Here is a 25,065-nt window from a genome sequence, read left to right on the forward strand (position 1 = left end):
ACACCATGACAACACAACAGCATTCGCAGGTCACACGAAGCGTCGGCGAGCAGAGCATTCTCGACAACATCATTGCCCAAACCTTGCTGAGTGCCGATGACGAAGCCTACGGCATTGCCAAGCGCGGTGTGTCGGCATTTATCGAAGAGTTGATCAAGCCTCGGAACAAGGGCGAGCCCGTCAAGAAACGCCTGGTTGACCGGATGATCGCCGAGATTGACGCCACCCTCAGTCTGCAGATGGACGAGATCCTGCACCATCCTGATTTTCAGGCACTCGAGGCCTCCTGGAAGGGCTTGCAGTTGCTGGTCGACCGCACCAACTTTCGGGAAAACATCAAGATCGAACTGCTGAATGTCTCTCGCCAGGACCTGCTGGATGACTTCGAGGATTCGCCGGAGGTTACACAGTCCGGGCTTTACAAGCATATCTACAGTGCCGAGTACGGCCAGTTTGGTGGACAGCCGGTGGGCGCCATCATTGCCAACTATTTTCTTTCCCCCAGTGCACCCGACGTGAAGTTGATGCAATACGCATCCAGTGTGGCCTGCATGGCACATGCGCCGTTTATAGCCGCAGCCGGGCCGGCGTTCTTTGGTCTGGAAAGTTTCACTGGCCTGCCTGATCTCAAAGACCTCAAGGATCATTTCGAAGGGCCGCAATTCGCCAAATGGCAGAGCTTTCGCCAGAGCGAGGATGCGCGTTACATCGGCCTGACCGTTCCGCGCTTTTTGTTGCGCACGCCCTATGACCCGCTCGAGTGCCCGGTCAAGACCTTTGTGTATCAGGAGAACGTGGTCAACAGTCATGAACACTACCTCTGGGGCAATACCGCCTATGCCTTCGCTACGCGCCTGACCGACAGCTTTGCGCGGTTTCGCTGGTGTCCGAACATCATCGGCCCGCAAAGCGGTGGCGCGGTGGAGGACTTGCCCTTGCACCACTTTCAGAGCATGGGCGAAATCGAAACCAAGATTCCGACCGAGGTTCTGGTTTCCGACCGCCGCGAATACGAGCTGGCGCAAGAAGGCTTTATTGCCCTGACCATGCGCAAAGGCAGTGACAATGCAGCGTTTTTCTCCGCAAGCTCGGTGCAGAAGGCCAAGAACTTCGGCATCAGCGAGGAAGGCAGGGAGGCCGAGTTGAACTACCGGCTGGGTACACAGTTGCCTTACATGATGGTGGTGAACCGTCTGGCCCATTACCTCAAAGTGTTGCAGCGCGAGCAGTTGGGGTCGTGGAAGGAACGTACTGACCTGGAACTGGAGCTCAACAAATGGATACGCCAGTACGTCGCGGATCAGGAAAACCCCAGCGCCGAAGTGCGTGGGCGGCGCCCCTTGAGGGCTGCGCGCATCGTTGTCAGTGATGTCGACGGGGAGCCTGGTTGGTATCGCGTGAACCTGAGTGTGCGACCTCATTTCAAGTACATGGGGGCTGACTTCACCTTGTCCCTGGTTGGCAAGCTCGACAAAGAATAAGGGCAGGCCAGGGAATGTCCGACTATCGCAGTCTTTTTCAACGTCTTGAGGGCGAACCACCAGCATCCGCTAGCATTTTGCCGGCTGTGGCGGCTCATCTTGAAAAAATGCTCGGCACGCGGGTCGGCAGCGTCCAGACGTTACCCGACTACGGGCTGCCGGACTTCAATGACATGCGCTTGAGTTTGCATGAGTCGTTAAGCCAGTCACGCTTGTCGATCGAACGCTTTATCCAGGCGTACGAGCCTCGTCTGAACAACGTGCGTGTCAGGGCATTGCCACGTGATTGTGATCCACTGGCACTGGCGTTTGCCATCGAGGCCGAGTGGGAGGTGAGCGGTGTCACTTGTCCGGTCAGGTTCAATGCCTGCATGAGTGGTGGTTCGGTGGAGGTCTTGCCGGATGTCCTTTAACCGTTTCTATCAAAGCGAACTCAGTGCCTTGCGTCAGTTGGGGCGGCGCTTTTCAGAGCGCAACCCCGCGCTAGCGCCCTTTCTCGCCGAGCCTGGCAAGGATCCTGACGTTGAGCGCCTGCTCGAGGGGTTCGCTTTCCTTACCGGACGGCTGCGTCAGAAGCTGGACGACGAACTGCCTGAGCTGGCCCATTCATTGATGCACTTGCTGTGGCCCAACTACATGCGGCCGTTGCCGGCATTCAGCATGTTGCAGTTCGATCCCCTGACACATACGTGCACAACGGTGCAGGTGGCACGGGACACGCCGGTCGAAAGTGTGGCGGTCAACGGTGAGCGCTGTCGCTTTCGAACCTGCTATGCGACGCAGGTCCTGCCACTCAATGCCTGTGCTCTGGAGTACTCGGCACAGGGCGAGCGCGCGTTGTTGAGTCTGCGCCTTGAAATGACCACCGATGGCAGCCTGGAGGAATGCGCCTTTGACCAACTGCGCCTGCATCTGGCGGGCGAACGCTATATCAGTCAGGGGCTATACCTGGGGCTGCTGCGCCACCTTGAAGGCATCGAGTTGCAGGTGTTGGGTGACGAGGGCGAGGTGTTGAACGGCCGTGATGGTCAGCCGTTATCGTTGCGACTGGCTGCCAGCCAGGTGCAACCGGTCGGGTTCAGTGAGGCACAGGCACTGATTCCCTACCCGATGAATACCTTCGTCGGATTGCGCCATCTGCAAGAATATTTTGTCTTCGCGGAAAAATACCTGTTTGTCGATATCACTGGGCTCGACGCGCTGCGCACCTTGCCCAAGGAGTTGCTGAAGCAGGCGCGGGGTCTGGCATTGCGCTTTGAGTTGCGTGCACAGGCGAACGAGGCGCTACGCCCAACCCTGGACAACATAAAGCTGCACTGCACGCCCATCGTCAACCTGTTCAAGCTCGATGCTGTCCCCATTCGACTGGACGGCAAGCAGGACGAGTACTTGTTGGTACCTGGGGAGTATAAGCGGGGTAACGCCGGTGTATTTTCCGTTGACGGTGTTACCGGATGGCGCCCTGGTGGCCAGGGTTATCAGGCATACGTCCCGTTCGAGTCTTTTGAGCATGATCACGACGATGGGGAAACATCGGCGCAACTCCCCAGCTACAGCATCCGTCAACGGTTGTCGGCACAGCACGATGGCCTCGACACCTGGTTGAGTGTCAGCAACGGTCAGGCGCGTACCCAGGAAACCTTGTCGATCGAGCTGACGTGTACCAACCATAACTTGCCCCGGCAGTTGCTGGCAGGTGACATCAACCAACGGTGTGAGCAAACGCCCGAATTTCTGACATTCCGCAATATCAGCGCGCCAACAACGAGCTTTGCGCCGCCGCTCGATCAGGCATTTCTCTGGAAGCTGATCAGCAACATGTCACTCAACTACCTCTCGCTGACGGACATCCATGCGCTGAAGGTGATGCTCCAGACCTACGACCTGCCGCGTTATCACGACCGGCAGGCGCACAAGGTCAGCGAGCGCAGGCTGGACGCGTTGCGCTCCATTCGCCATGAAGCGGTCGACCGACTGCATTGCGGGTTGCCACTAAGGGGATTGCGTATCGATTTGAGCGTTGATTCCCACGGCTTCCTGGGTCAGGGCGATATTTTCGTATTCGCCTCGGTACTCAATGAGTTCTTTGCACTTTACGCCAGCCTGAATTCGTACCACGAACTTCGGGTTACCAGCACACAAGGAGACGTGTACCTATGGCCACCCCGGATGGGTCAGCAACCGCTGCTTTAAATCAATTATCCCGCACCATTCGCGAATACTCGCTGTTCCAGGCGGTGTTGCAGGTGGTCGAGCGTCTGCACGAGGCGAACCCGTCGCTGGACGAGAATGCCCTGTATGACTGTCTGGAGTTCCAGGCCAACCCCGGCCTCGGCTTTGCCGGGCACGACATCGATCAGGTGGAGTTCTTTCTTGATCAAGGTCAACTGCGTGCACGCCTGCGTCTCAATGTGCTCGGGCTGTTTGGCGCAGGTTCACCATTACCGGCCTTTTACAGCGACCAGGCGGCGGGTGAATGTCCCGAGGGTAACTCCACGCGTGATTTTCTCGACCTGTTTCATCATCGCCTGCATCGGTTGATGCTGCCCATCTGGCGCAAATACCGTTATCACGCGCGTTTTCAGAAGGGGGCCCGTGACGCCTTTTCTGCACAGATGTTTGCGTTGATCGGTTTGGGCGGTCAACAGATTCGTGACGCGGCGCCACTCGATTGCAAGCGGCTCTTGCCCTACCTGGGGCTGTTGAGTCTGCGAGCCCATTCGGCAGCGCTGGTCGAGACCGTGCTGCGCTACTACTTCAAGCACCGCCAGATCTTCATCGAACAATGGGTCGAACGTACCGTCGTCATTCCCGACTCACAGCGTAACCGGTTGGGTGATGCCAACACTCGGCTTGGTGAAGACCTGGTGTTGGGCGCTTGTGTCGCCGATCGCAGCGGCAAGTTTCGGGTGCAGGTGACAGGCCTGAGCTGGGAGCGATTTCACGAGTTTCTGCCGACGGGGAGCGCTTATCCGCCGCTGTGCTCCTTGGTGCGCCTGACGGTCCGAGACCCGTTGGAGCATGACCTGCGCCTGGTGCTGGCGAAAGGCGAAATCAAACCTCTGCATATCGGCGAGCGCAATGTCTGCCGCCTCGGATGGACCACCTGGCTTGACCACACCTGTGCCGACGGTGCGGTGGCCTTTGCTTGTAACGCTCGTTAGGGGGCGATGAATATGATGACTATCGATCTGCAACAACTGATTCAAACGCTGAGTCTTTCAGCCCGCCAGGATCTTGAGCGCTCTGCTGAGCGCTGTGTGATTCGGGGTGGCAGCGAGGTCGTGGTGGAAGACCTGCTGCTGACCATGCTGGAGCATCCTGACGGCTTGCTGGGCAAGGCGTTGGCGGATGCCGATATCGATGTCGACGAGTTGCAGCACCTACTGCAACCGCTGAAGGGGCAAAGCGTTTCCCGCAGCCCGGTTTTTGCGCAGGCGTTGGTGACCTGGTTGCGGCAGGCTTTGGTACTCGCCCAGCTTGAGCTTGGGCAAAGCGAAGTCGATCACGGTGCGCTGTTGCTTGCGCTGCTGAGTGATCCGTTGCTGTACGCGGGCAGTGGCTATCAACGGCTGTTGAGCCAGGTGAATGTACAGCGCGTACGCGAGTTCGTGATGAACCAGGCACCTGAGACGGTTGCCCGACCATCCGGAGAGTCGTTGCTCGAACGCTATACCCAGGATATGACACAGCAGGCCCGTGACGGCCTGATCGACCCGGTATTGTGTCGTGACCTCGAAATCAGTCAGTTGATTGATACCTTGATGCGCCGGCGCAAGAACAATCCCATCCTCATTGGGGAAGCTGGCGTGGGCAAGACGGCGATTGTCGAAGGCCTGGCCTTGAGGATCGCAGCGCTACAGGTACCGGAACCACTGCAGGCAGTCCGGCTTCTGGCCCTGGACCTCGGGCTGCTGCAGGCCGGCGCGGGCCTCAAAGGCGAATTCGAGCGCCGGCTCAAGGGGATAATCGACGAGGTCAATACATCACCACACTCGGTGATTCTGTTTGTCGACGAGGCTCACACACTGGTGGGGGCCGGCGCCCAGGCGGGCGGCTCCGATGCGGCCAACCTGCTCAAGCCCGCCCTGGCCCGTGGCGAATTGCGCATGGTCGCGGCCACTACCTGGTCGGAATATAAAAAGTACATCGAAAAAGACCCGGCCCTGGCACGGCGGTTTCAGGCGGTAAGGGTCGCCGAGCCGAGTGTTCGGGACGCGATATCCATTTTGCGAGGACTGGTGCCGGCCTATGAAACCAGCCACGGCGTTTATGTGCGCGACGACGCAGTTGTCGCTGCGGCGCGCATGAGCGCTCGCTACCTGTCCGGTCGTCAGCTGCCGGACAAGGCCGTGGATGTGCTGGACACCGCTTGCGCCCGGGCACGTATCAGCCTGGCCACTCCCCCAACAGCGTTGCAACAGCTGTGCGCTGAACTGGCCGAAGGGGAGCGTCAGCGCTTGGCGGTGGCTCGCGACAATGAGGCGGGACTGCCGGTCGACCCGCAGGCCTTGCAAACCCTGGCCCAGCATCTTGCGACACTCGAACAGGCGCGCGGAAACCTGCAACAGCGTTGGGACCAGCAGCGGACACTGGCGGATCAGGTTCTTTCGCTACGCCAGCAATTGATCCAGGCGCGAACTGTCGGGGAGGGTGTCGAGCCGCTTGAACGGATATTGAGTGAACAGCGTTCGTCGCTGGCTGAGCAAGGGCTGGTCAACCTTGAGGTATGCCCACGCCTGGTGGCAGAGGTCATCGGCGCCTGGACCGGTATTCCGGTGGAGCAACTGGCACTGGAGCACGACGAAAAGGTCCAGGGGTTTGCCGAGGCGTTGCGCACCCGCATCCTCGCTCAGGAGCACGCCGTACTGGCGCTTGACCGCAATCTGCGAGCGGTCGCGGCAGGTCTCAATCCATTGAATGCGCCGACAGGGGTATTCCTGCTGGCGGGCCCGAGCGGAGTCGGCAAGACGCAAACGGCCCTGGCTTTGGCAGAGCTGCTGTACGGCGGCGAGCAATTCGTCACCACGCTCAACATGTCCGAATACCAGGAAAAACACTCTCTGTCCCGACTGATCGGGTCTCCTCCGGGGTATGTCGGTTACGGTGAGGGTGGGGTATTGACGGAGGCGATTCGCCGACGTCCCTATTCCGTGCTCTTGCTCGACGAAGTCGAGAAGGCCGACCCGGAGGTGTTGAACCTTTTCTATCAAATATTTGACAAGGGGGTGGCCAACGACGGGGAGGGGCAGGAAATCGATTTTCGCCACACGCTGATCCTGATGACATCGAACCTGGGCAGCGATCGTATCGTCGAGCTTTGCGCCGACGGTAGACGCCCGGATCCGCAGGTGTTGCAAGAGGCCATTTATCCGCAGCTGCGCGCGTATTTCAAACCTGCATTGCTGGCCCGTATGCGAGTCGTGCCCTACTACCCCATCACAGGTGCTGCGCTGGACAAAGTGGTCAAGCTCAAGCTTGAGCGCTTCGGGCAACGCCTGCGCCAGCGCAACCTGGTCTTCAGTCACACCCACGAACTCGCGGCGCACATGGCCCGACGCTGTGCCAGCAGTGACAGCGGTGCCCGCCATATCGACCAATGGATCGAGCGTCATTTGCTGCCGCAAGTGGTGGACCGTGTTCTCTCGACAAGGGCTCACGGGGTGTCCCTGGCCCGTGTTCACGCAAGCCTGGACGGTAACGGCCAGCCGACCTGTGAGTTCAGCCAATGACGCAAGCTTTGTTTTCTCACGTACCTGACCCTTTGGCCTATGCGGAATCGTTCGCGGGTTACCTCATGCAATTGGTTGTCGACGACGCGTCCACCTTATCGGCGCTATGTGTGGCTGCCGCCGCTCAACTCAGTCGATGTGAGCTGAGTGAGTTATATCGCCGCGACACGGTGACAGGCCGGCTGACGCTGATCGCCCGTCATTTGTCGGGAAAGCCGGGGCTGGCCGAGCGTGCCAGTGTCGCGGACTTCCAGCATGAGCAGCTATTGAGCTACGTGGTGGAGCAACGTTGCTCCCTGAGCGTAGAAGAGCTGAGTGACAGCCCCTATCAGCACGGGTTTCTTCCCGCGATGAGCAAGCCTTGGCGTGCCCTGACCTGCATACCGCTGTTCAATCGCGACAAGCTGATCTCGGGCGTTTTGTTGTGTGCAAGCCAGTGTCCACTGCGATTGGACGTCTATACCGCGTCATTGGGCGAATGGGGCGGTGTGGTGCTGCGTCGGTTGGCCGAACCGCGGATAGCAGGCAAGACGAAGACCGGGCCCCTTCATAGCCCGATTGCCACAGGCACATACGGGTTGATCGGCCATTGTCGGGCGATGGATAAAACCTGTCGGTTGATCGGCAAGGTAATCAATACCTCCTATACGGTGTTGTTGCGGGGTGAGACAGGCACCGGCAAAGAGGTCGTGGCGCGCGCCATTCACGCTGGCGGTCCGCGTGGTACCCGCGCATTTGTAGTGCAAAACTGCGCCGCGTTTCCTGAAGGGTTGTTGGAAAGCGAGCTGTTTGGTTACCGCAAAGGTGCGTTTACCGGGGCCGACAAGCACTACACCGGGCTCTTCGATACGGCACATGGCGGTACGCTGTTACTCGACGAGATCGGTGATATGCCGCTGTCGTTGCAGGCCAAACTTCTACGGGTTCTCCAGGAAGGCGAGATTCGCCCGCTCGGTGCCTCCGCGTCCCACAAGGTGGATGTGCGCATCATTGCGGCAACCCATCGTGATCTGGCCGCGATGGTTGCCCAGGGAAGCTTTCGTGAAGATCTCTATTACCGCTTGGCACAGTTTCCGATCGAGCTGCCTGCATTGCGTGAGCGTGAAGGAGATGTGCTCCTGCTGGCCCGGCATTTTGCTGAAAAGGCGTGCGCCGCCCTCGGAAAAACGCCCATCGACTGGTCGGATGATGCGCTTGACCTGCTGTCCAGCCATGACTTCCCCGGCAACGTTCGCGAGCTCAAATGTTTGATGGAACGCGCGGTATTACTGTGTGACGAGGGGACCATTCTGCCTCAGCACCTGTCTTTGTCGCGGGCACCCACTGACGTCGTAGTCGACACGACGCTGCGTCAGCGTCTGGAGCGGGTAGAGCGTGTTTTCCTGATCGACTGCCTGCACAAAAACCGCGGTAACCGAACCCGTACCGCCCGTGAACTGGGGGTGGCCAGGCGTACGCTGCTCTACCGCCTTGCGCGTTTGAACATTCCTTGTGGCGATGCCCGGGGCGAGTGCTGAATGGCCCGCCTGAAGATGCAGCGCGGTGTCGCCTGCCTGCTACTCCTTGAGAGATACCTGATGCCTGACTGTCCATGGCAAGCCGTGCTGCTTGCGTTGTGTTTGTTGAGTGGTTGCAACGCCAATTATGTTTTTGATGACGCTGAGTATCGTCCGTTGGGTGATCCCCAGGCGATCCATCGTGGCCAATGAGGGAGCCGCATGACATGCAATTAGTGTTTGAGGTGTGTCACAACGGGGGTACTGAACCATCCGCCACCAGGATTTTCGACGGCGTCGGCGGGGTGATTGGTCGCGGCGCCGGTTGTGACTGGGTCATTCCCGATCCCAGTCGACTGCTTTCAAGTCACCATGGCTTGATCAGCTTTCGCGAAGGGCAGTATTTCCTCACCGATATCAGCAGCAACGGTATCGTCCTTGTGGGCAGCGAGGAGCGGTTGCGCAAAGGGCAGGCACGCCTGATCAGTGATGGCGATTTATTTCAGCTGGGGCTGTTGAGCGTACGGGCGCGGTTGATCAAACGAACCACATCGCCTTCTTCGTCTTTTAGCGCCCCAACAGGCCTGATTCCCGAAGATGCTTACCTGGGGCTGGACCCGCTCGGCGTGCTGGATCTTGAACAAGCGCGCGCGGTGGACGTGGGTGAGCTGGAGGCCTTGGGCGAGCCGGTTGGTGTAGAAGGGCAATGGGTACACACGGAAGCGGTGGACCGGGAGCATCTGATCGTACCGACCTGGCAAAAGCCTGACCCTGAAGTGGCTGTCAGGAGTTCCGTCACGGAAATGGTCCAGGAAACCGAGGGGTTCTGGGTTCTATTCACAAAGGCTTTGGGGATCCGCTTGAGCGCCCTCGATGGGCCAGGACGTGAGGCGCTGGCCATCAAGACGGCAAGCCTGTTCAGGCACACGATGGATGAACTGACGCAGAGCATGCGGACTGTGGAGGAGCTGAAAATCGAACTGGGTCTGGAGGTGAACGAAACGCAGGTCAAAAACAGAAGCCCCTTGAAGGACTGTATGGATACCGACGCCACATTGGCTGCGTTGCTGGGGCCTGGCGAGTTGGGGCTGCTTCCCGCAGAGCTGGCGATCACGCAGGCCTATCGGACTATTCAGGTGCATCAGCTGTCCTTGCTCACTGCCTGTCGAACGGCCATGCGCAGTGGGCGCGAAGCGTTTGCGCCGACGCATCTGTTGCGTTGTTTCGAGCGTCGGACCAAACCTTTCCGGTGCTTTACCGACGGCGCGCGCTGGCGTGCTTACCAGCGTCATTATCAGCGGCTGATCGAGGAGGATCCGCTGAGTGAGCGCCAGTTGAGGGACGATTTCTCCAGGGCCTACCAGGAACAGTCACGCCTGGTTTCCACCCTGCATGCCGGGTACCCAGGATGATGTTCATGACTCGAATCGTCGTCCTGCCGGTACTGTTTTTCGGACTGCTGGCGGGATGCGCCAGGCTGTCGCCTTTTTCCACCATGACCAAGCTGGACATGACATTGAGCGCTCATGAACAGGTCAATCCCGACCTGCATGGCCGGCCTTCGCCCGTTGTCGTGCAGTTGTTCGAGCTGCGACATCCCGTTGCATTCGAACATGCCGATTTTTTCAGCCTTTATGAACGCGCCGAACAGACGTTGCCCAAGGATTGGGTGAGCAGTGAAGAACTGGAGTTGCGCCCCGGCGAGCAATTGTCACTCAAACTCGGGATTAAGCCGCACACGCGTTACCTGGGGGTATTGGCTGCCTACCGCGACCTGCCTCATGTGCAATGGCGGCTTGTGATCCCTCTGGCACCGCGCGAACGAACACGCGCCAGTCTGGTGCTGGACGATACCGGTGTACGTCATGCCAGTGCGCAGGCAAGCGAGGGGAGGGACTGATATGCAGCTTCATAAAGTCATTTGGCAGGAAGGCATGCTGCTAAGGCCGCAACACCTTCAGCACAACGATCGCTACTACCATCAGCAACTGAACCGCACCCGGTTGCTCGGCAGCGATACCTGGGGTTTTCTGGACCTTGAATTCGACCTGCAGTACCTCGATCTTGGCAAGATCGTGGTCATTCGAGCACGTGGCGTATTGCCGGACGGCAGCCTGTTCGAGTTGAACACCACCATGAACCCTCTGGTGCTGGAGGTCCCGAAGAACTCGGGTCGACAAGCCATCTACCTGGCATTGCCGCTGGCGACGGGCAACGTGATTGAAACCCGCGACTCGGAACAGGCGGAAATCCTTTCGCGTTACGTTGCCTGTGACGCGCAAGTCGGCGATTCGAATGCCGGTTCGGATTCACATTGCCAGATTCGCTGCGCACAGCCTGACCTGCGATTGCTGCTGGGTGAACAGCATGATGATCAGGCCTATGTGAGGCTTAAGGTCGCTCAGGTGTCGAGTTCGACCGGTGAAGGTGTGATCAGCCTGGAAGATGAGTTCGTTCCCACGTTTATCTACCTCCAGGACTCCAGGTATGTATCTGCCTGTCTCAAGGAGGTGATCAGCTTGATGGCGAACAGGGGAGATGCAATCGCTGAACGCCTGCGTGGCAATGGCACGACCGCCGGGACAGAAGTCGGCGATTTCCTGATGCTGCAACTGATCAACCGGACCGAACCGGTGCTGCGGCATTACCTGACCCAGCCACAGGTGCGACCAGAGGTGCTGTACCGGACGCTGCTTGCAATCCTGGGCGAGCTTTGCACATTCGCCAACGACAGCAAGCGGCCGCAGATGGCGGGGTGTTATCTGCACAGCGACCAAGGTTTGAGTTTTCGCGAACTGATGCATGCAATGCGTAGCGTACTGTCGATGGTCCTGGAGCAGCATGCCATTGAGTTGGTGCTGCAACCGCGTCAGTACGGTGTGATGGTCTGCCCGATCAGTGATCTCACACTTCTGGAGAGCGCGACCTTTATCCTGGCCGCCAGTGCCCAGTGTGAGTCCGAGGAGCTTCGCCAGCGCTTGCCGGCTCACTTGAAAATCGGCTCGGTGGAGCGCATTCGCGAGCTGGTCAACCTGCATCTGGCGGGGATCAAAGTCAAACCGCTGCCCGTGGCGCCGCGCCAGATACCTTTTCACGCCGGTAAAACCTACTTCTTGCTTGACCTCAGTGCCCATGACAGTGCGCAGCTGGCTCGGTCGGGAGGTTTTGCCTTCCACGTGAGTGGCGAATTCCCGGGGCTTGCGCTCGACTTCTGGGCCATCAGGAATTGAATGCCATGGAACTGCTGAGTGACTATCCGCAGGATGAAAAAACCATTCTGCTTGATCGCGAGGGGTATTGCCCCGAGCGCGCGTCGATGACGGACTTCCCGTCCCCGCCGCGGTTTGAACAGCTGGAAGACCGGATGATCTATACCGCCGGTTTACAAGGCGCGGAATATTTCAACATGGGCGTCAACCGGCTGCTGGCCAGCGCTTGGCCGTTGCTTTCGGAAGCGGCACAACTCAAAGGCAGTGCCGGGCGCGAAAGTCTGCAAACGCTCAACGAGCGACTGTCCGCCGCGATTTCCGGGTTTGAAGCCCGGGCCCTGCACGAAGGCGTGGAGAATGGGCAGGTGGTATCAGCGCGGTATGTGCTGTGCTGCGTGATCGATGAAAGCGTGGTGACCACCGCGTGGGGCAGTCACAGCGACTGGTCGACGATGAGTCTGTTGAGCCGTTTTCACCACGAGACCTTCGGAGGCGAGAAGTTTTTCCAGCTACTGGAGCGGTTGTCCCGTGACCCGATCAAGCATGTCGCGATGCTGGAGTTGATGTATCTGTGCCTGTCCATCGGTTTTGAAGGCAAGTATCGGGTCGTGGCACGAGGTTGGGAGCAGTTGGAAGGTATTCGCGATGCGCTGTACCGGCAGATCACGCACGTACGGGGAGATGCACCGGGCGTATTGACCCTGTCACCACGGCCCGCCCGTTTACCTCGTCGGGCATTGCGCAGGATCCCGGCCTCCTGGTTCGTGTTATCCGGCCTGGCCGCCAGCGTGATCCTGTATGCAGGGTTCGCATGGGTATTGGGCCAGGAGCGGGTTGCAGCGCTGCATTCTTTTCAGTTGTCGACGACGCACGAAAGTCGTTTGACCTTGTAACGCAGGGAGCAATGAATGAACGCATTCTTCAAGAGCGCGGGCGCCGTGCTGCGCAAGATTTGGGTATGGAGCTTGTTACTGGTGCTCTTGACCGCGCTGCTGGTGTGGTGTTTCGGCCCACTGCTGGCGGTGGATGACCATCGTTTCTGGCAGGGGGCGACGGCGCGCCTGTTGACCATCTGCGTGCTGTTTTTGTCATGGGGGGTGATGATGGTGATTGTCGCCGCACGGCAGGCCGCGCACCTCAAACGTCCCGACAATCAAGCGTACTACCAGCATCAAGGGTTGATTGAGGATGAGCGCAGGCAGGTGACAAGCCGTTTCAAGGATGCTTTGTGTACCTTGAAGGCCTCCGGCATTTTGCCGCCGGGCAACGCGTTGCCCTGGTACCTGCTGATCGGCCAGCAGGGCAGCGGCAAGTCGTGCTTGCTGGCCGCCAGTGGCCAGGGTTTGCCCTTGGCATCGAGCGAGCACAAAGGCAGCACCTCTCACGTCGATTGGCACTTCACCGAACAAGGCATTCTGGTTGAGGTGGCGGGGCGTTACCTGGCACAAAATGACCCGGCGGTGGACGGCTCAGGCTGGACGACATTACTGGGCCTGCTCAAGTCGCGACGCGTGGCCGTGCCGGTCAACGGGGTGGTGGTGACGCTGTCTGTGGACGTATTGCAGGACGGCAACGAGCACGATCTGGAGCGCCACGCACGGCACGTGCAAACCCGGCTGCAGGATATCCAGCAGACGTTGCGCGTCGACGTACCGGTCTATCTGGTATTGACCCACGCGGACCGGCTGCATGGCTTTGCCGAATTCTTCGAGGCCAGCCCGGGGGAAAGCGGGGAAGGGGTACTGGGCGAATGCCTGGACACCGGCACGCGTGGCATCGACAGGATGCCGGTGCGCCAGTCGTTCGAAGCGCTGCTGCGGCGCCTGGCTGCGGACCTTATACCTCGTCTGCATCAGGAACGGGATGTAGCGCGCCGCGGACGCATACTCGACTTTCCTCGGCAAGTCGCGCGCAGAGGAGACCGATTGTGTCAGTTTATCGAGTTGGCCTTTTCGCCTCATGGTGTTCGGCAGGTAAACAACCTGCGAGGTTTTTATCTGACCAGCGCGGGCCAAGAGCGGCGCCATTTTGTTCAGGGGGTGTTTAACCAGGTGATTCTCGCCGACGCTCACTTGGCGGGCCTGCGGGCGCCGGAGCGCAAACGTATGCGTCGACGACAGACGCTGATGGCCCTGGCGGTGTTCAGCACATTGGGTGCGCTGGGTGGCATGTGGTTGTACAGCTACTCGATCAATCACCAGCGTCTGGAGCAGCTGGCGCAATTGGGGGCGGTGACAGCATCCGTTTCGCAAGGCGCCGACGCTACGCGTTCGTTGTTGCCACTGCTGGACAGCCGCTTGGCGGCAACGCGGGTCTTTCCGGCTTCGGCCGATGTTCCAGTGATTGAGCGCATTGGTCTGTTCCAGGGTGACGAGAGCCGCCCGGTGCTGACGCGTGCTTATCACGACGTATTGCAACGGCAGCTGTTGTCGCAGGTGGCCGGCTTGCTGGAAGAGCAGGTGCGTCAAAGCCTTGGAGACCGCGAGCAGTTGTTGGACAACTTGCGCGCCTACCTGATGCTCAACCTGCGTGAACGTCGCGATAAATCATGGCTCGCAGAGCGAGTGGCCGGGCACTGGTCCGCGCGCTACGCCGCTGAGACTTCGGTGCAGCACCGTTTGAATGAGCATTTCGCGCGGTTGCTCGAGCAGCCGTTCATCACCCCATTGAATGATGAAGTGGTGGCTGAGGCCCGCCAGGCGTTGCGGGGTGAGTCGCTCGCCGACGTGGTCTATCGCAGCTTGCGTGAGCAATCGCGAAATCTGGAGAGCGTCCGCCTGACCGATGGCGTGGTGTTCGCCGATCTCGAGCAGCCTGTGCCCGGGTTCTACACCCGGCGGTATCTGCAGTTCTTCGAGAAGCAGGGACCCCGTTTGGTCAACGCGATTGCCCAGGATAATTGGGTGCTGGGAGAGAGCAGCGACCTCAGTGCCATGGATCTGCGGCGCTTGATGGGCGAGTTGGAACAGCGTTATTTCAGCGAGTACGCCACGGTCTGGAGCAACGCTCTCGCAGGTATCAGGTTGCAACCCAGCAACAGTATCCGGCAGGGTGCGGAACGGCTCGCGAGCCTGGCATCGGCTCAGTCGCCGCTGTTGCAAGTGCTGCTTCAGGTCCGGGAAAACACACGTCTGCTGCCAGGTACGGATCCGGTGGCACTCGCCGGCCGCCTGGCTGCGGAGTCGAAGCTCGGTCCGGTGGTTTCCAGCGTATTGACCGACCCCTTGCCGGTGCCTGGAGAGGGAGACGCCGCCCGCCGTGCCTTGCAGCGCCGATTTGAACCGTTGCATCAATTGCTGGATGAACAGCAGAACCCTGGAGGCGAGCTGACCCAGGTGCTGCGCCAGCTCGATACGTTGCAGATGCAGCTGGCCACCCTAACGCGGGACGGTACCCCCGAGCAGGCAGCGTTCCAGATGGTCAAGCGGCGGATGGAGGGACAACCCTCCGAGTTGGGCCAGTTGCGCGACGTCGCGGCACGGTTGCCGATGCCGCTCAAGGGGTGGTTCGAAGCTATTGCCGACGAGCAATGGAGCCAGTTGCTGGACGAGGCGTATCTGCATGTCAACCAGCACTATCAAGGGGAAGTGTATGGGCTTTACGCCAGGGCCATTCGGCAACGCTATCCGTTCAATGCCCACGCCAGCAGCGATGTTGCCCTGAGCGATTTTCAGGAGTTTTTCAAGCCTCACGGTGTGCTGGCGCGTTTTCACGAGACATACCTGCGGCCTTTTATCAGTACGGAGAACCTGCGCTATCGCCTGCGTAGTCTGGATGGGCGCAGCTTGCCGATTTCTCGGGGGGTGCTGGACCAGTTGAGCAAGGCGCAGGTTATCCGTCGCGGCTTTTTCAGCGAGGATCAGGGCGATTGGGCAGTTCGGTTCACGTTGGCACCCTACAGCCTGGATCAGGCAGTCAGTCGTGCGATTTTACGGGTGGGTGATCAGCAGTTGGAGTATCGCCACGGCCCTATCGTACCTATGGCATTCAACTGGCCAGACGAAGCGGATGGCGGCCGCAGCAGCCTGGTGCTGGAGCGCGGCGCGGAACGTCCTTTGGGTATCGAAAAAAACAGTGGTGCCTGGTCATTGTTTCGCTTTTTCGACTTGATGCAGAACGAGCCGGCGAGTGGTCGGAATGCGCAGCTGTTCAAAGCCGATCTTGCCGGACTGCGTGCCAACTACCTGTTGGTGAGCCAGCGCACGCCCAGCCCGTTCCAGATGGACACGTGGCGCACCTTCCGTTTGCCGGAGCAACTGTGAGTCGGTCCCCGCGCGCCTGGAGCAGCGCAGGTCGTACTCAGCGCGGCAGACTGCGCGCACGCAACGAGGATGCCTTTTTTGACGGCCCGCAACACGGTTGCTGGGCGGTGGCCGATGGCATGGGCGGGCATCTGGACGGTGATGTGGCCAGCCAGCGCGTGGTCGCCAGTCTGGCCGCGCTGCCGGAGCAGCCGAGCTTTGATCGACGTATCGAGGCGGTCTTGCATTGCCTGCAACGACTCAACAGTTGTCTGAGTCTTGACCGGGCTGACGGCACCACGGGCAGTACCGTGGTTGCCCTGCTGCTGGAAGGCGCGCGGGCAGCGTGCCTGTGGGCGGGGGACAGTCGTTGCTATCTGTGGCGGGAGCGATGTTTGTACCAGCTGTCCCGGGATCATTCCCTGGCGCGGCAACTGATGGAGCAGCAGCATTTGAGCCGGCAACAGGCTCAGGCCCACGCCAACGCCCGGGCCTTGACCCGTGCGGTCGGTGCGCATGCTTCGTTGAGGCTTGAGATTCTGGAACTCAGCACGCGGCCTGGCGATGTGTTCCTGTTGTGCAGCGATGGCCTGTACCAGGGATTGAGCCATGCCCAGTTGGGGGCGGCGCTGGAAAAGGGTGGACCGCAGCAGGTGCTGGAGCATCTGTTCAACAGGGTGTTACGGGGGGCCGCGCCTGATGACCTGACTGCAGTCGTCGTGCAGTCGTGAGCGCTACGTTGAAAGTGCCAGGCCTGCTTGGCGGACGTTATTGCCTTGAGCGGCTACTGGGCTCGGGCGGCATGGGGGAGGTCTATCGTGCCCGGGATCTGCTGCACGAACAGTTTGGCGAGCCCTGTTCCGAGGTCGCCCTGAAAGTCCTGAACGAGCGTCTTGCCCAAGCCCCCGATGGGCCGGTGTTGCTGTACAGCGAGTTCGCGCTCGCCCGAACGCTGCGCCATGACCACGTGGTGCGGATGTATGCCTTCGAGGTCGACACGGCCAGCCAATGTGCGTTTTTCACTATGGAGCTGATGCACGGTCTGACCCTGGAACAACGGCTGCGGGAATGCTCCGGCGGAATGCCTTGGGTCCAGTTGCAACCCCTGGCATTGCAACTGTTGGAGGCAGTGGCGTACATCCATCGACAAGGTGTGCTTCACGGCGATCTGAAACCGGCCAATGTCATGGCGGTAGCAGCGGGGCTGCGTTTGTTCGATTTCGGACTGGGCCACAGCCAGGCGCAGCACGCCGCCGGCTTGCCGGGCTTGAGCCGTAGCCGCTTTAACGCCTGGACGCCCTCGTATGCGGCGCCGGAGCTGTTGAACGATGGGGTGTTGTCCTCCGCCGCAGACCTGTATGGCGCGGCCTGTGTGCTCTACGACCTGGCGCTCGGCAAGCGGGGCGAGGGGGAGCGCTCGCTTCGACCTCGGCAGTGGCCCAGATACTGTTGGCCAGCACTACGGGCAGCGCTGAGTGCCGATCCGCACCGACGTTGCATCACGGTTGAGGAATTACGCGCCGTGATCAGCCGTCGTCGACAGTGCTGGGTTGGGCTCTAACCGGTAAAACCATGCAACTGGCAATAGTCGGTCCAGCTCAAGCCGGCCATCTGTGCCACTTCCTTGTGCACTTCCAGGCGTTGGGCCTCGAAGGCCTCGGATGAGTCGGTCGTCAGCTTGAGCGTCAATTCCCAGGCAAACAAGCCATGACGTTCAGCTTCGGCTTCGAACGCCTCATGCAGGCGTTCGGCGCGGTATTGCGCCAGCGTTTCACCCTTGGCCTGGGCCGCCAGCGGGTTGAGGCTGTCCAATTCTGCGGCCACATCAGGGTGTTCGATCAGGAAACGGTCCAGTGCCCGTTGATGGTTATCGCCAGGTTGTGACAAATGGGTTCTCCCGGGTTGAGTCGGCGTTTATTCGCCGTCATTGAAGCAGGTTAAGGGCGTGACCGGCATATCTCCTGTTTTGTCATGTCGCGGGGGGTGGTCGTCGCTGAAAAAACGCTTGAACGATGGCAAAAGGCTTTCGCTCCCGGTATCAGGAAGTGTAGCGTTGTCCGGTGTTTCCGGCCCTGCCTTTGAGGGGCATAAAGTGACAGGCGGAGGGACGGATCATGGCGCAAACGCTGTTCAAGCTGTTTTTTACCCAGCGACTGGCTGCCCTGGCCAGCACCGATTCGTTGCGCGCCATCCGCGAGGGGTTGTTATGGATCCTGCCGTGCCTGTTGGTGTCGGCAGGTTTTCTGATCCTGTCAGAGTGCGCGCGCGTGCTGGATTTCGACCCGCGTGTGGTGACCTTTCTGGCCGCGCTGCACAACCAGATCAGCTCGGTGATTCCGCTGCTGGTGGCGGCGTCCATCGGCTATATGCTGGCGATCCAGTACCGCTTGCCCCAACTGCCCGTGGCGTTCCTTTGCCTGGCACATGTGGTGGTGGCGACGTTCATCCTGCATGACTACCCCCGTGCATCGGCGACCTTTGTGCTGTTCATCGCGATTGCCTCGCCGCTGCTGAATGTACCCGCTATCGCCTGGCTGCACCGGTATCGCTGGACCCGGTTGGTCAACGAAGACCTGGTAGGACACAACCTCAAGGGCACCATCAATATGGTGGTGCCGGGGGCTCTGACGGCGTGTGCGCTGGTGGTGGTGCTGTCGCTGCTGTTGCAGATTCCCTATGTGGCGCAGCTTCAGGGGCCGCAGGTGCTGGATGGGTTGGAGTCGCCCTATGGCAGCGGACTGTTTGTCACCTTGATGAATTCGTTGTTGTGGTTTTTCGGGATCCACGGCGTGTATGCCATGCAGCCCTTGTTCGATGTGCTGGACCAGGCCGTGGTGTTCAATGCTGGGGCGGCAGCGGCGGGGGAGACGATCAAGTACAGCTTGAACAGCGGTTTGCTGGGCTGTTTTGCCTTTATCGGTGGTTCGGGTGGGGCGTTGTGCCTGCTGCTGGCGATCCTGCTGTTTTCCAAAAGCCAGTCCATGCGTCTGCTCGCGATCGCCAGCCTGCCGCTGTCGTTGTTCAACGTCAGTGAAGTGCTGCTGTTTGGCTTGCCGATCATCCTCAACCCGCGCCTGTTTGTGCCGTTTCTGCTGGTGCCGGCCTGCAATGCGATGTTGGCGCTGACGGTCGTGCATCTGGGCTGGGTGTCGCCGGCAGTGGTCAGCGTGCCCTTTACCGCGCCGGTGTTGTTCAACGCGTACCTCAGCACCCACGGGGACATGGCGGCGGTGGTGTTGCAAGTTGCCTTGCTGGGGTTGGGCACCTTGATTTACGCCCCTTATGTGCGGGCGATTCACCGTCAGGCGAGCGAAGGAGGCACGGTCTATCTCAAGTCCCTGGACATGACCTTTCGTGGCCTGGAAGAAAGAGGTCGGCTGCGCGAGCTTGACCCGATACTGGCTTCCCACAAGGTGCTGGCGCGCCAGGCCACTGAGTTAAGCCGCATCCAGCAGATCAGTGACTACGAGTTTTATCTGGAATTCCAGCCCCAGGTCTCCACGCGCACCGGGCTATGCACCGGATGCGAAGCCTTGATGCGTGCCCGAGACGCCCAGGGTACGGTGCATTCACCTTGGGAGTTTCTGCAATGGCTGGCCCAGGCGCGGTTAATGCCGGATGTGGACATGTGGGTCGCGTCCCAAGCGGTGCGTCAATATCAGAAATGGCAAAAACTCGGGTTTGCGTTGCCCATGACCATCAATATTTCCAGCGCAACGCTCACGGATGCCGCCTATGGCGAGCGGCTGGTGGAAATCCTCGCCCAGGCCCACGGGCAGGTCTCGGTGGAAATCACCGAAGATGCGCTGGTGGGCGACATTCAGGCCACGCGCCAGACCATTCGGAAACTGCAGGCCATTGGTGCCAAGGTGTATATCGATGACTTTGGCACCGGTTTTTCGGCCTTGAGTTACCTGCACCAGTTTCCGGTGGACTTTATCAAGATCGACCGCAGCTTCGTGGTTGCCCAGCACGATCCCAAAGGCGCCCAAGTGCTGACCGGCATGCTGCGTTTCTGCGAGGCACTGAACCTGGGGGTGGTGGTAGAGGGCGTAGAGACCGCCGAACAGTTGGCCTTCCTGAATACCGGCACCGAGTTGATTATCCAGGGCTGGTATTTCAGTAAGGCGCTGCCGGGCGACCAGTTGGAAAGCTTCGTTCGTGCCCGCGCTGATCTGGCTGCGGGTTAGGCTGATTCGTAGCTGCGCCGGGTCTGCTCGATTTCTTCGAGCAAGCGGTCGATACCCCTGAGGCGCAGCCGGTTATCGTGGTCCCAGGGATGAAAGCCCGGTTTGAAGTAGTGCAGCCAAGGCAGCAGCATGCGTGGGAAGACGCCCCGCGGTCCGTACAGAAACTTGAGCATCCGCCAGACGCCTTTGAGGAACCCCACCGACTTGCGGTCGGCAATCAACAGGCGTACATGAAAATCGAACACGACCAACCAGAAAAACACGCTGGTGGTGAGCATGGTCCCGGTGCGCAGCAGGTAGCGCCTGGGCCCGGGCGCGATCACACGGTTCCACACATCGAACGCCACCGCTTTGTGTTCGGTTTCTTCCAGAGCGTGCCAGTACCACATCTGCTGGTAGCCCTTGAGCGAATTGCCGAAGCGTGACGGGTCGCTCAGCAGAATCTCCGCAAGCATCGCCGTGTAGTGCTCAAGGGCGATGGTCACCGCGAGGTTGAAGGCCGGCGGCAGGTGTTTTTTCTGCAGGTCGAGGATGAACTTGAGGCGCCGGTCCAGCAAGTGGGCGGGCAGTCCGGCGGCCTGCAGCAAGCCGTTATAGGCCACATGTTCGCGGCTGTGCATGGCTTCCTGGCCGATAAAACCCTGGATCTGCTTTTTCAGTTCCGGCTCGTCGATATGGGCACGGTAGTGCCGCACGCTGTCCATGAAGAACAGTTCGCCCTGGGGAAATAACAACGACAGGGCGTTGAAAAAATGCGTGATGAACGGGCCTTGTTCGTGCCAGTCCTTGATGCGCTCGGCGGGCAGAGCAAAACGGATATCGCGGCGGATCGGCAACATGGTGCGTACTCCTGTTCAGAGACGGGTCTCGTCGTTGGTTTCAAACGCAGGCGTACGCGGTTTGGGCGCCATGCGCTTGCTGGCAAACACCACCAGGGCTTGATAAGCGGCGGGCATGCAGCGCGCCAGCAGGTCGAGGAACCACGCGTCACGACCGATCAGCACACGGCGCTTGTCTTTGCGCACGCCCCGCAGAATCACCCGGGCGGCCTGGTCGGCGTCGGTGATGAAGAGTTTCTCGAAATCGGCACGGGCCTGTTGTTCGCTGTGGATCAAAAAGCCGGTCATGTTGGCGTCGATGCGACTGCTGCGGCAGATATCGGTGCGGATGCCACCGGGATGCACGCAGGTGGCAGAGACACCACACCGTTGCAAGTCCAATTCCTGACGCAAGGACTCGGTAAAGCCGCGCACGGCGAATTTGGTGGCGTTGTAGCCACTCATGCCGGGTTGGGCGAACAGGCCGAACACGCTGGAAGTGTTGATCACATGGCCTTCGCCGCTGGCCTTGAGATACGGCAGGAATGCTTTGGTGCCGTAGACCACGCCCCAGAAATTGATGTCGACGATCCATTCCAGGTCGGCGTAGTCCACGCCTTCCACGGTGCTGGACAGCGCCACCCCGGCGTTATTGAAGACCAGGTTGATCTGGCCGTGTTCGGTGGCACAGCGCGCTGCCCAGTCTTCCACGGCCTGGCGGTTGGAAACATCCAGTACCTGGAGGGTGACAGTCACCGGCGACAAGGTGGAGGTCCGGATCAGGGCCAGTGTCTGTTCGAGCCCCTGGCTGTTCTTGTCCGCCAGTGCCAGGTGGCAACCCTCACGCGCCAATGCCAGGGCCAGTGCGCGACCCATGCCGGAGGCCGCGCCGGTAATGGCCGCGACGCGACCGTTGAATGACTTCATGACAGGCTGCCCTCGGGAGTGGAGTGGGATGACAGTGCTGGGCGAGAGGCCTGCGGCACCGGCGCCAGGCCGGTCACATAGTCCTTGAGGGCGAAGTGCCGGGTGGCCTGCTTGAAGCGCCAGGTCGAGCCGGGCCACAAAGTGGTGTTCTTGCCGGTGCGTGGGTCGAGGTACCAGCTCTGGCAACCACCGGTGTTCCAGATGGTGCGCTTGAGTTTGTCCTGCAGCTGTTGGTTATAGGTCTGTTCCACTGCCGGTTTGACGTCCACCGTCGCGATGCGGTGCCGCTGCATCTGTTGCAGGGCGTCGAGGATGTAAGTCACCTGGGCCTCGATCATTAAAATCATCGAGTTGTGCCCCAGACCCGTGTTCGGCCCGACGATCAGGAACAGGTTCGGGTAGCCCGGCACCGTGGTGCCCTTGTACGCGTGAGCGCCGTCGCGCCAGGTGTCCATCAGGTCGATCCCGTCACGGCCGATGATGCAGTCCCGGGGCAGAGGATCGGTGGCCTGGAAGCCAGTGCCGAAGATCAGGCAGTCGGCCGGGTGCTTGATGCCGTCGGCAGTGATCACGCCGTCCGCCTCGATGCGCAATACGCGCTCGGTCACCACCTCGACATTGCTGCGGGACAGCGCCGGGTAGTAGTCGTTGGAGATAAGTACCCGCTTGCAGCCGATGGTGTAGTCCGGCGTCAGGACTTTGCGCAGGGAAGGGCGGGACACCTGCTTGTGCAAGTGACGCAGGGCGATCTTCTGCACCATCTTCATCAGCCGGGGATGCAGGGCAAACCCCACCACGCGGCCTTCCAGTGCCCAATAGAAAGCACCCCGCACCAGTCTTTGCGTAAACGGCAAATGTTTGAAGGCCCAGCGCTCAAGGCGCGAAATCTTGCGGTCCGGCTTGGGCATGATCCATGGCGGGGTGCGCTGGAACAGGTCGAGGTGGGCCACTTGCGATGCAATCCGCGGCACAAACTGAATGGCACTGGCGCCGGTACCGATCACCGCGACGCGCTTGCCTTTGAGCGAGTAGTCGTGGTCCCACTGCTGTGAGTGAAAGCGCTTGCCCTTGAAGCTGTCCAGCCCGGGTATGGCCGGCAATGCGGGGCGCGACAGGCCGCCCATGCCCGACACCAGCACCCGTGCGCTGACCTGGCGCCCGTCGCTGAAAGCCAGTTGCCAGCGCTGCTGGTTTTCATCGAACACCGCGCGTTGCAGGCCCATGCCAAAGCGCAGGAACGGCGCAAGTTCGAAGCGTTGCGCACAGTCTTCCAGATAGGCACGGATCTCCGCCTGCGGCGCAAATTGCCGCGTCCAGTCCGGGTTGGGCGCAAAGGAAAACGAATACACGTGGGACTGCACGTCGCACGCGCAGCCTGGGTAGTGATTGTCACGCCAGGTGCCGCCGAGGGTATCGGCCTGCTCGGCGATGAAAAAGTCGGTGATCCCGGCTTCCTTGAGTTTGATCGCCATGCACAGGCCGGCGAAACCGGAACCGATGATAGCGATGTCGACCGCATCGTGGTGGGCATTCATAGGCTGTCCTTGATGGGCATCGGATGAGCTCCTGTTCTTGTTATGTCGTCTGGATAAAACACCATTGCAAAGAAAAATTGAATTAATTATTTTAAAAAAGATTTTAAATAATCTACCTGAAAATATCGCCTACGCTAGGACCTTGTTCCGCATATGCGACTTGTCCGACGGACGAGCACGGTATGCAGGGTCTGGGTCCAGGGTGTGGACGATGGCTGAGGTCCTGATCAATACCGGTCGGATCGCCAGCAGCAGGGAAGCAGAGGACCGAGCTATGGCTGTCGATTGGATTGTCGCTGCGGCTGTGTGTGTAGGGGCGAGCGGCGTGTTGTGGGGCTTCAGTGCGTGGATGACACGGCGCATTGAAACGGCGGTTCCGATCAATGGGCGCTTCGTCGAGGTCGGGGACGAGCGCTTTCATTATGTCGATGAGGGCAAAGGCCCACCGCTGGTGATGATTCACGGGCTGATGGGCAGCAATCGCAACCTGACCTACGCCTTGTCCGGGCAACTGCGTGAACACTTCCGAGTGATTACCCTCGACCGCCCGGGCTCCGGTTACTCCACCCGCCATACGGGCACCGCCACGGACCTGCCGGCCCAGGCGCGGCAGATCGCGGCCTTCATCAAGACGCTGGACCTGGACAAGCCTCTGGTGCTGGGGCATTCCCTGGGCGGTGCGATTGCCCTGGCATTGGCCCTCGACCATCCTCACGCCGTCTCGGGCCTGGTGCTGGTAGCGCCACTGACCCACCCCCAACCACGTTTGCCGCTGGTGTTCTGGTCACTGGCCGTGCGTCCGGCGTGGTTGCGGCGCTGGGTGTCGCGCACCCTGACGGTACCGATGGGGCTATTGACTCGACGTTCGGTGGTCAGGGGCGTGTTCGCGCCCGATCAGGCGCCCGAGGATTTCGCCACCCGTGGCGGCGGGCTGCTCGGCATGCGGCCGGATAACTACTATGCCGCCTCCACTGAGATCGCCCAAGTCAACGATCACCTGCCGGGCATGGTCAAGCGCTATGGGCAACTCACCCTGCCCATCGGCCTTGTCTACGGCGCCCGGGACGCGGTGCTGGACTTTCGCAAGCATGGTCAGGCCTTGGCCGACAAAGTGCCCGGCCTGAAGCTGCACCTGGTGGAGGGGCGCGGACATATGTTGCCGATCACCGCGACGGCGCGCGTTACGGAGGTGGTACGACAGGTGGCCAAGCGGGTGAGGCCAACGGAAAGCGCGGCAATTTTGCCGCTGTCGCTCGCAGTGACGAATAAATGATCTTCGTCCTCATTGCGGGCCTGGATGTCGCAAATGCCTGCACTAGAGACCTGACCAAACCGCCGAAAAAGAGACTGCTCGGTCACATCCGAAGGGGCTGGAAAAATTGGTTGACGACCTAACGATTCCGAGCTATTTGTTTAAAAAAATATTTCAATGTTTG

At 60.1% G+C, this 25,065-nt stretch carries 20 protein-coding genes; 16 read left to right on the forward strand and 4 right to left on the reverse strand.

What is annotated here, in order from left to right:
• Positions 1 to 5 precede the first annotated feature (5 nt).
• Genes tssC through ACW9IB_RS06395 form a run of 14 tightly spaced genes read left to right on the forward strand, consistent with a single transcriptional unit; the run spans position 6 to position 17,720 of the window.
• Positions 6 to 1,481, forward strand: a complete 1,476-nt coding sequence (tssC, locus tag ACW9IB_RS06330; RefSeq protein WP_457412796.1) for a type VI secretion system contractile sheath large subunit — start codon at positions 6 to 8, stop codon at positions 1,479 to 1,481.
• A gap of 14 nt (positions 1,482 to 1,495) precedes the next feature.
• Positions 1,496 to 1,894 carry a type VI secretion system baseplate subunit TssE gene (tssE, locus tag ACW9IB_RS06335; RefSeq protein ID WP_457412798.1) on the forward strand — a complete coding sequence of 133 codons (399 nt, stop codon included), beginning with the start codon at positions 1,496 to 1,498 and terminating at the stop codon, positions 1,892 to 1,894.
• The gene (gene tssF, locus ACW9IB_RS06340) at positions 1,884 to 3,674 is read left to right on the forward strand and encodes a type VI secretion system baseplate subunit TssF (RefSeq protein WP_457412800.1); all 1,791 of its coding nucleotides are present in this window, start codon (positions 1,884 to 1,886) and stop codon (positions 3,672 to 3,674) included. The genes tssE and tssF overlap by 11 nt, the downstream gene beginning before the upstream one ends.
• Entirely contained in the window at positions 3,638 to 4,645 is a 1,008-nt protein-coding gene (gene tssG / locus ACW9IB_RS06345) for a type VI secretion system baseplate subunit TssG (RefSeq protein WP_457412801.1), read from the forward strand. The genes tssF and tssG overlap by 37 nt, the downstream gene beginning before the upstream one ends.
• Positions 4,646 to 4,651: 6 nt before the next feature.
• A complete protein-coding gene (gene tssH, locus ACW9IB_RS06350) occupies positions 4,652 to 7,213 on the forward strand; it encodes a type VI secretion system ATPase TssH (protein ID WP_457412802.1) in 2,562 nt (853 codons plus the stop codon).
• Entirely contained in the window at positions 7,210 to 8,730 is a 1,521-nt protein-coding gene (locus ACW9IB_RS06355; RefSeq protein ID WP_457412803.1) for a sigma-54 interaction domain-containing protein, read from the forward strand. Before tssH ends, ACW9IB_RS06355 begins: the two co-directional genes overlap by 4 nt.
• 60 nt (positions 8,731 to 8,790) lie before the next feature.
• Positions 8,791 to 8,922, forward strand: a complete 132-nt coding sequence (locus ACW9IB_RS06360) for a type VI secretion protein (protein ID WP_457412874.1) — start codon at positions 8,791 to 8,793, stop codon at positions 8,920 to 8,922.
• 14 nt (positions 8,923 to 8,936) lie between these two features.
• Entirely contained in the window at positions 8,937 to 10,121 is a 1,185-nt protein-coding gene (tagH, locus tag ACW9IB_RS06365) for a type VI secretion system-associated FHA domain protein TagH (RefSeq protein WP_457412805.1), read from the forward strand.
• The gene (gene tssJ / locus ACW9IB_RS06370; protein ID WP_457412875.1) at positions 10,121 to 10,609 is read left to right on the forward strand and encodes a type VI secretion system lipoprotein TssJ; all 489 of its coding nucleotides are present in this window, start codon (positions 10,121 to 10,123) and stop codon (positions 10,607 to 10,609) included. Before tagH ends, tssJ begins: the two co-directional genes overlap by 1 nt.
• Before the next feature lies 1 nt (position 10,610).
• Entirely contained in the window at positions 10,611 to 11,939 is a 1,329-nt protein-coding gene (tssK, locus tag ACW9IB_RS06375; protein WP_457412807.1) for a type VI secretion system baseplate subunit TssK, read from the forward strand.
• Between the two features lie 5 nt (positions 11,940 to 11,944).
• On the forward strand, positions 11,945 to 12,811 hold the full coding sequence (gene icmH, locus ACW9IB_RS06380; RefSeq protein WP_457412809.1) for a type IVB secretion system protein IcmH/DotU: 867 nt from the start codon (positions 11,945 to 11,947) through the stop codon (positions 12,809 to 12,811).
• A gap of 15 nt (positions 12,812 to 12,826) precedes the next feature.
• Complete coding sequence (gene tssM / locus ACW9IB_RS06385) at positions 12,827 to 16,180, forward strand: type VI secretion system membrane subunit TssM (RefSeq protein WP_457412810.1); 3,354 nt, start codon at positions 12,827 to 12,829, stop codon at positions 16,178 to 16,180.
• Positions 16,177 to 16,890 (forward strand): PP2C family protein-serine/threonine phosphatase, encoded by a 714-nt coding sequence (locus ACW9IB_RS06390; protein ID WP_457412811.1) that lies wholly within the window; start codon positions 16,177 to 16,179, stop codon positions 16,888 to 16,890. The genes tssM and ACW9IB_RS06390 overlap by 4 nt, the downstream gene beginning before the upstream one ends.
• On the forward strand, positions 16,887 to 17,720 hold the full coding sequence (locus ACW9IB_RS06395) for a serine/threonine-protein kinase (RefSeq protein WP_457412813.1): 834 nt from the start codon (positions 16,887 to 16,889) through the stop codon (positions 17,718 to 17,720). Before ACW9IB_RS06390 ends, ACW9IB_RS06395 begins: the two co-directional genes overlap by 4 nt.
• Here the strand turns inward: ACW9IB_RS06395 and ACW9IB_RS06400 are convergent.
• Positions 17,717 to 18,046, reverse strand: coding sequence for a DUF6388 family protein (locus tag ACW9IB_RS06400; RefSeq protein ID WP_457367987.1), 330 nt, complete (start codon positions 18,044 to 18,046; stop codon positions 17,717 to 17,719). The two genes, ACW9IB_RS06395 and ACW9IB_RS06400, sit on opposite strands and share 4 nt — an antisense overlap.
• Positions 18,047 to 18,273: 227 nt before the next feature.
• On the opposite strand from ACW9IB_RS06400, the gene ACW9IB_RS06405 reads away from it, so the two are divergent.
• Complete coding sequence (locus ACW9IB_RS06405; protein ID WP_457412814.1) at positions 18,274 to 20,349, forward strand: PTS sugar transporter subunit IIC/EAL domain-containing protein; 2,076 nt, start codon at positions 18,274 to 18,276, stop codon at positions 20,347 to 20,349.
• On the opposite strand, the gene ACW9IB_RS06410 is transcribed toward ACW9IB_RS06405, so the two are convergent.
• The 3 genes from ACW9IB_RS06410 to ACW9IB_RS06420 are packed head-to-tail and all read right to left on the reverse strand — an operon-like array spanning position 20,346 to position 23,629.
• Positions 20,346 to 21,188, reverse strand: a complete 843-nt coding sequence (locus ACW9IB_RS06410; RefSeq protein WP_457412816.1) for a metal-dependent hydrolase — start codon at positions 21,186 to 21,188, stop codon at positions 20,346 to 20,348. The genes ACW9IB_RS06405 and ACW9IB_RS06410 overlap by 4 nt on opposite strands.
• A gap of 15 nt (positions 21,189 to 21,203) precedes the next feature.
• Complete coding sequence (locus ACW9IB_RS06415) at positions 21,204 to 22,094, reverse strand: SDR family NAD(P)-dependent oxidoreductase (RefSeq protein WP_457412817.1); 891 nt, start codon at positions 22,092 to 22,094, stop codon at positions 21,204 to 21,206.
• Positions 22,091 to 23,629, reverse strand: a complete 1,539-nt coding sequence (locus ACW9IB_RS06420) for a flavin-containing monooxygenase (protein ID WP_457412819.1) — start codon at positions 23,627 to 23,629, stop codon at positions 22,091 to 22,093. Before ACW9IB_RS06420 ends, ACW9IB_RS06415 begins: the two co-directional genes overlap by 4 nt.
• Positions 23,630 to 23,903: 274 nt before the next feature.
• Here ACW9IB_RS06420 and ACW9IB_RS06425 point away from each other — a divergent pair, with 274 nt between their 5' ends.
• The gene (locus ACW9IB_RS06425; RefSeq protein ID WP_457367992.1) at positions 23,904 to 24,902 is read left to right on the forward strand and encodes an alpha/beta fold hydrolase; all 999 of its coding nucleotides are present in this window, start codon (positions 23,904 to 23,906) and stop codon (positions 24,900 to 24,902) included.
• The last annotated feature ends 163 nt before the right edge of the window (positions 24,903 to 25,065 follow it).

Source organism: Pseudomonas sp. SDO524_S393, assembly GCF_054071875.1.

Bases quoted from the DNA above. Each gene is read 5' to 3' on its own strand.
- tssC (WP_457412796.1), top strand. From the start codon at position 6: ATGACAACACAACAGCATTCGCAGGTCACACGAAGCGTCGGCGAGCAG.
- tssE (WP_457412798.1), top strand. From the start codon at position 1,496: ATGTCCGACTATCGCAGTCTTTTTCAACGTCTTGAGGGCGAACCACCA.
- tssF (WP_457412800.1), top strand. From the start codon at position 1,884: ATGTCCTTTAACCGTTTCTATCAAAGCGAACTCAGTGCCTTGCGTCAG.
- tssG (WP_457412801.1), top strand. From the start codon at position 3,638: ATGGCCACCCCGGATGGGTCAGCAACCGCTGCTTTAAATCAATTATCC.
- tssH (WP_457412802.1), top strand. From the start codon at position 4,652: ATGAATATGATGACTATCGATCTGCAACAACTGATTCAAACGCTGAGT.
- ACW9IB_RS06355 (WP_457412803.1), top strand. From the start codon at position 7,210: ATGACGCAAGCTTTGTTTTCTCACGTACCTGACCCTTTGGCCTATGCG.
- ACW9IB_RS06360 (WP_457412874.1), top strand. From the start codon at position 8,791: ATGCCTGACTGTCCATGGCAAGCCGTGCTGCTTGCGTTGTGTTTGTTG.
- tagH (WP_457412805.1), top strand. From the start codon at position 8,937: ATGCAATTAGTGTTTGAGGTGTGTCACAACGGGGGTACTGAACCATCC.
- tssJ (WP_457412875.1), top strand. From the start codon at position 10,121: ATGTTCATGACTCGAATCGTCGTCCTGCCGGTACTGTTTTTCGGACTG.
- tssK (WP_457412807.1), top strand. From the start codon at position 10,611: ATGCAGCTTCATAAAGTCATTTGGCAGGAAGGCATGCTGCTAAGGCCG.
- icmH (WP_457412809.1), top strand. From the start codon at position 11,945: ATGGAACTGCTGAGTGACTATCCGCAGGATGAAAAAACCATTCTGCTT.
- tssM (WP_457412810.1), top strand. From the start codon at position 12,827: ATGAACGCATTCTTCAAGAGCGCGGGCGCCGTGCTGCGCAAGATTTGG.
- ACW9IB_RS06405 (WP_457412814.1), top strand. From the start codon at position 18,274: ATGGCGCAAACGCTGTTCAAGCTGTTTTTTACCCAGCGACTGGCTGCC.
- ACW9IB_RS06410 (WP_457412816.1), bottom strand. From the start codon at position 21,188: ATGTTGCCGATCCGCCGCGATATCCGTTTTGCTCTGCCCGCCGAGCGC.
- ACW9IB_RS06415 (WP_457412817.1), bottom strand. From the start codon at position 22,094: ATGAAGTCATTCAACGGTCGCGTCGCGGCCATTACCGGCGCGGCCTCC.
- ACW9IB_RS06420 (WP_457412819.1), bottom strand. From the start codon at position 23,629: ATGAATGCCCACCACGATGCGGTCGACATCGCTATCATCGGTTCCGGT.
- ACW9IB_RS06425 (WP_457367992.1), top strand. From the start codon at position 23,904: ATGGCTGTCGATTGGATTGTCGCTGCGGCTGTGTGTGTAGGGGCGAGC.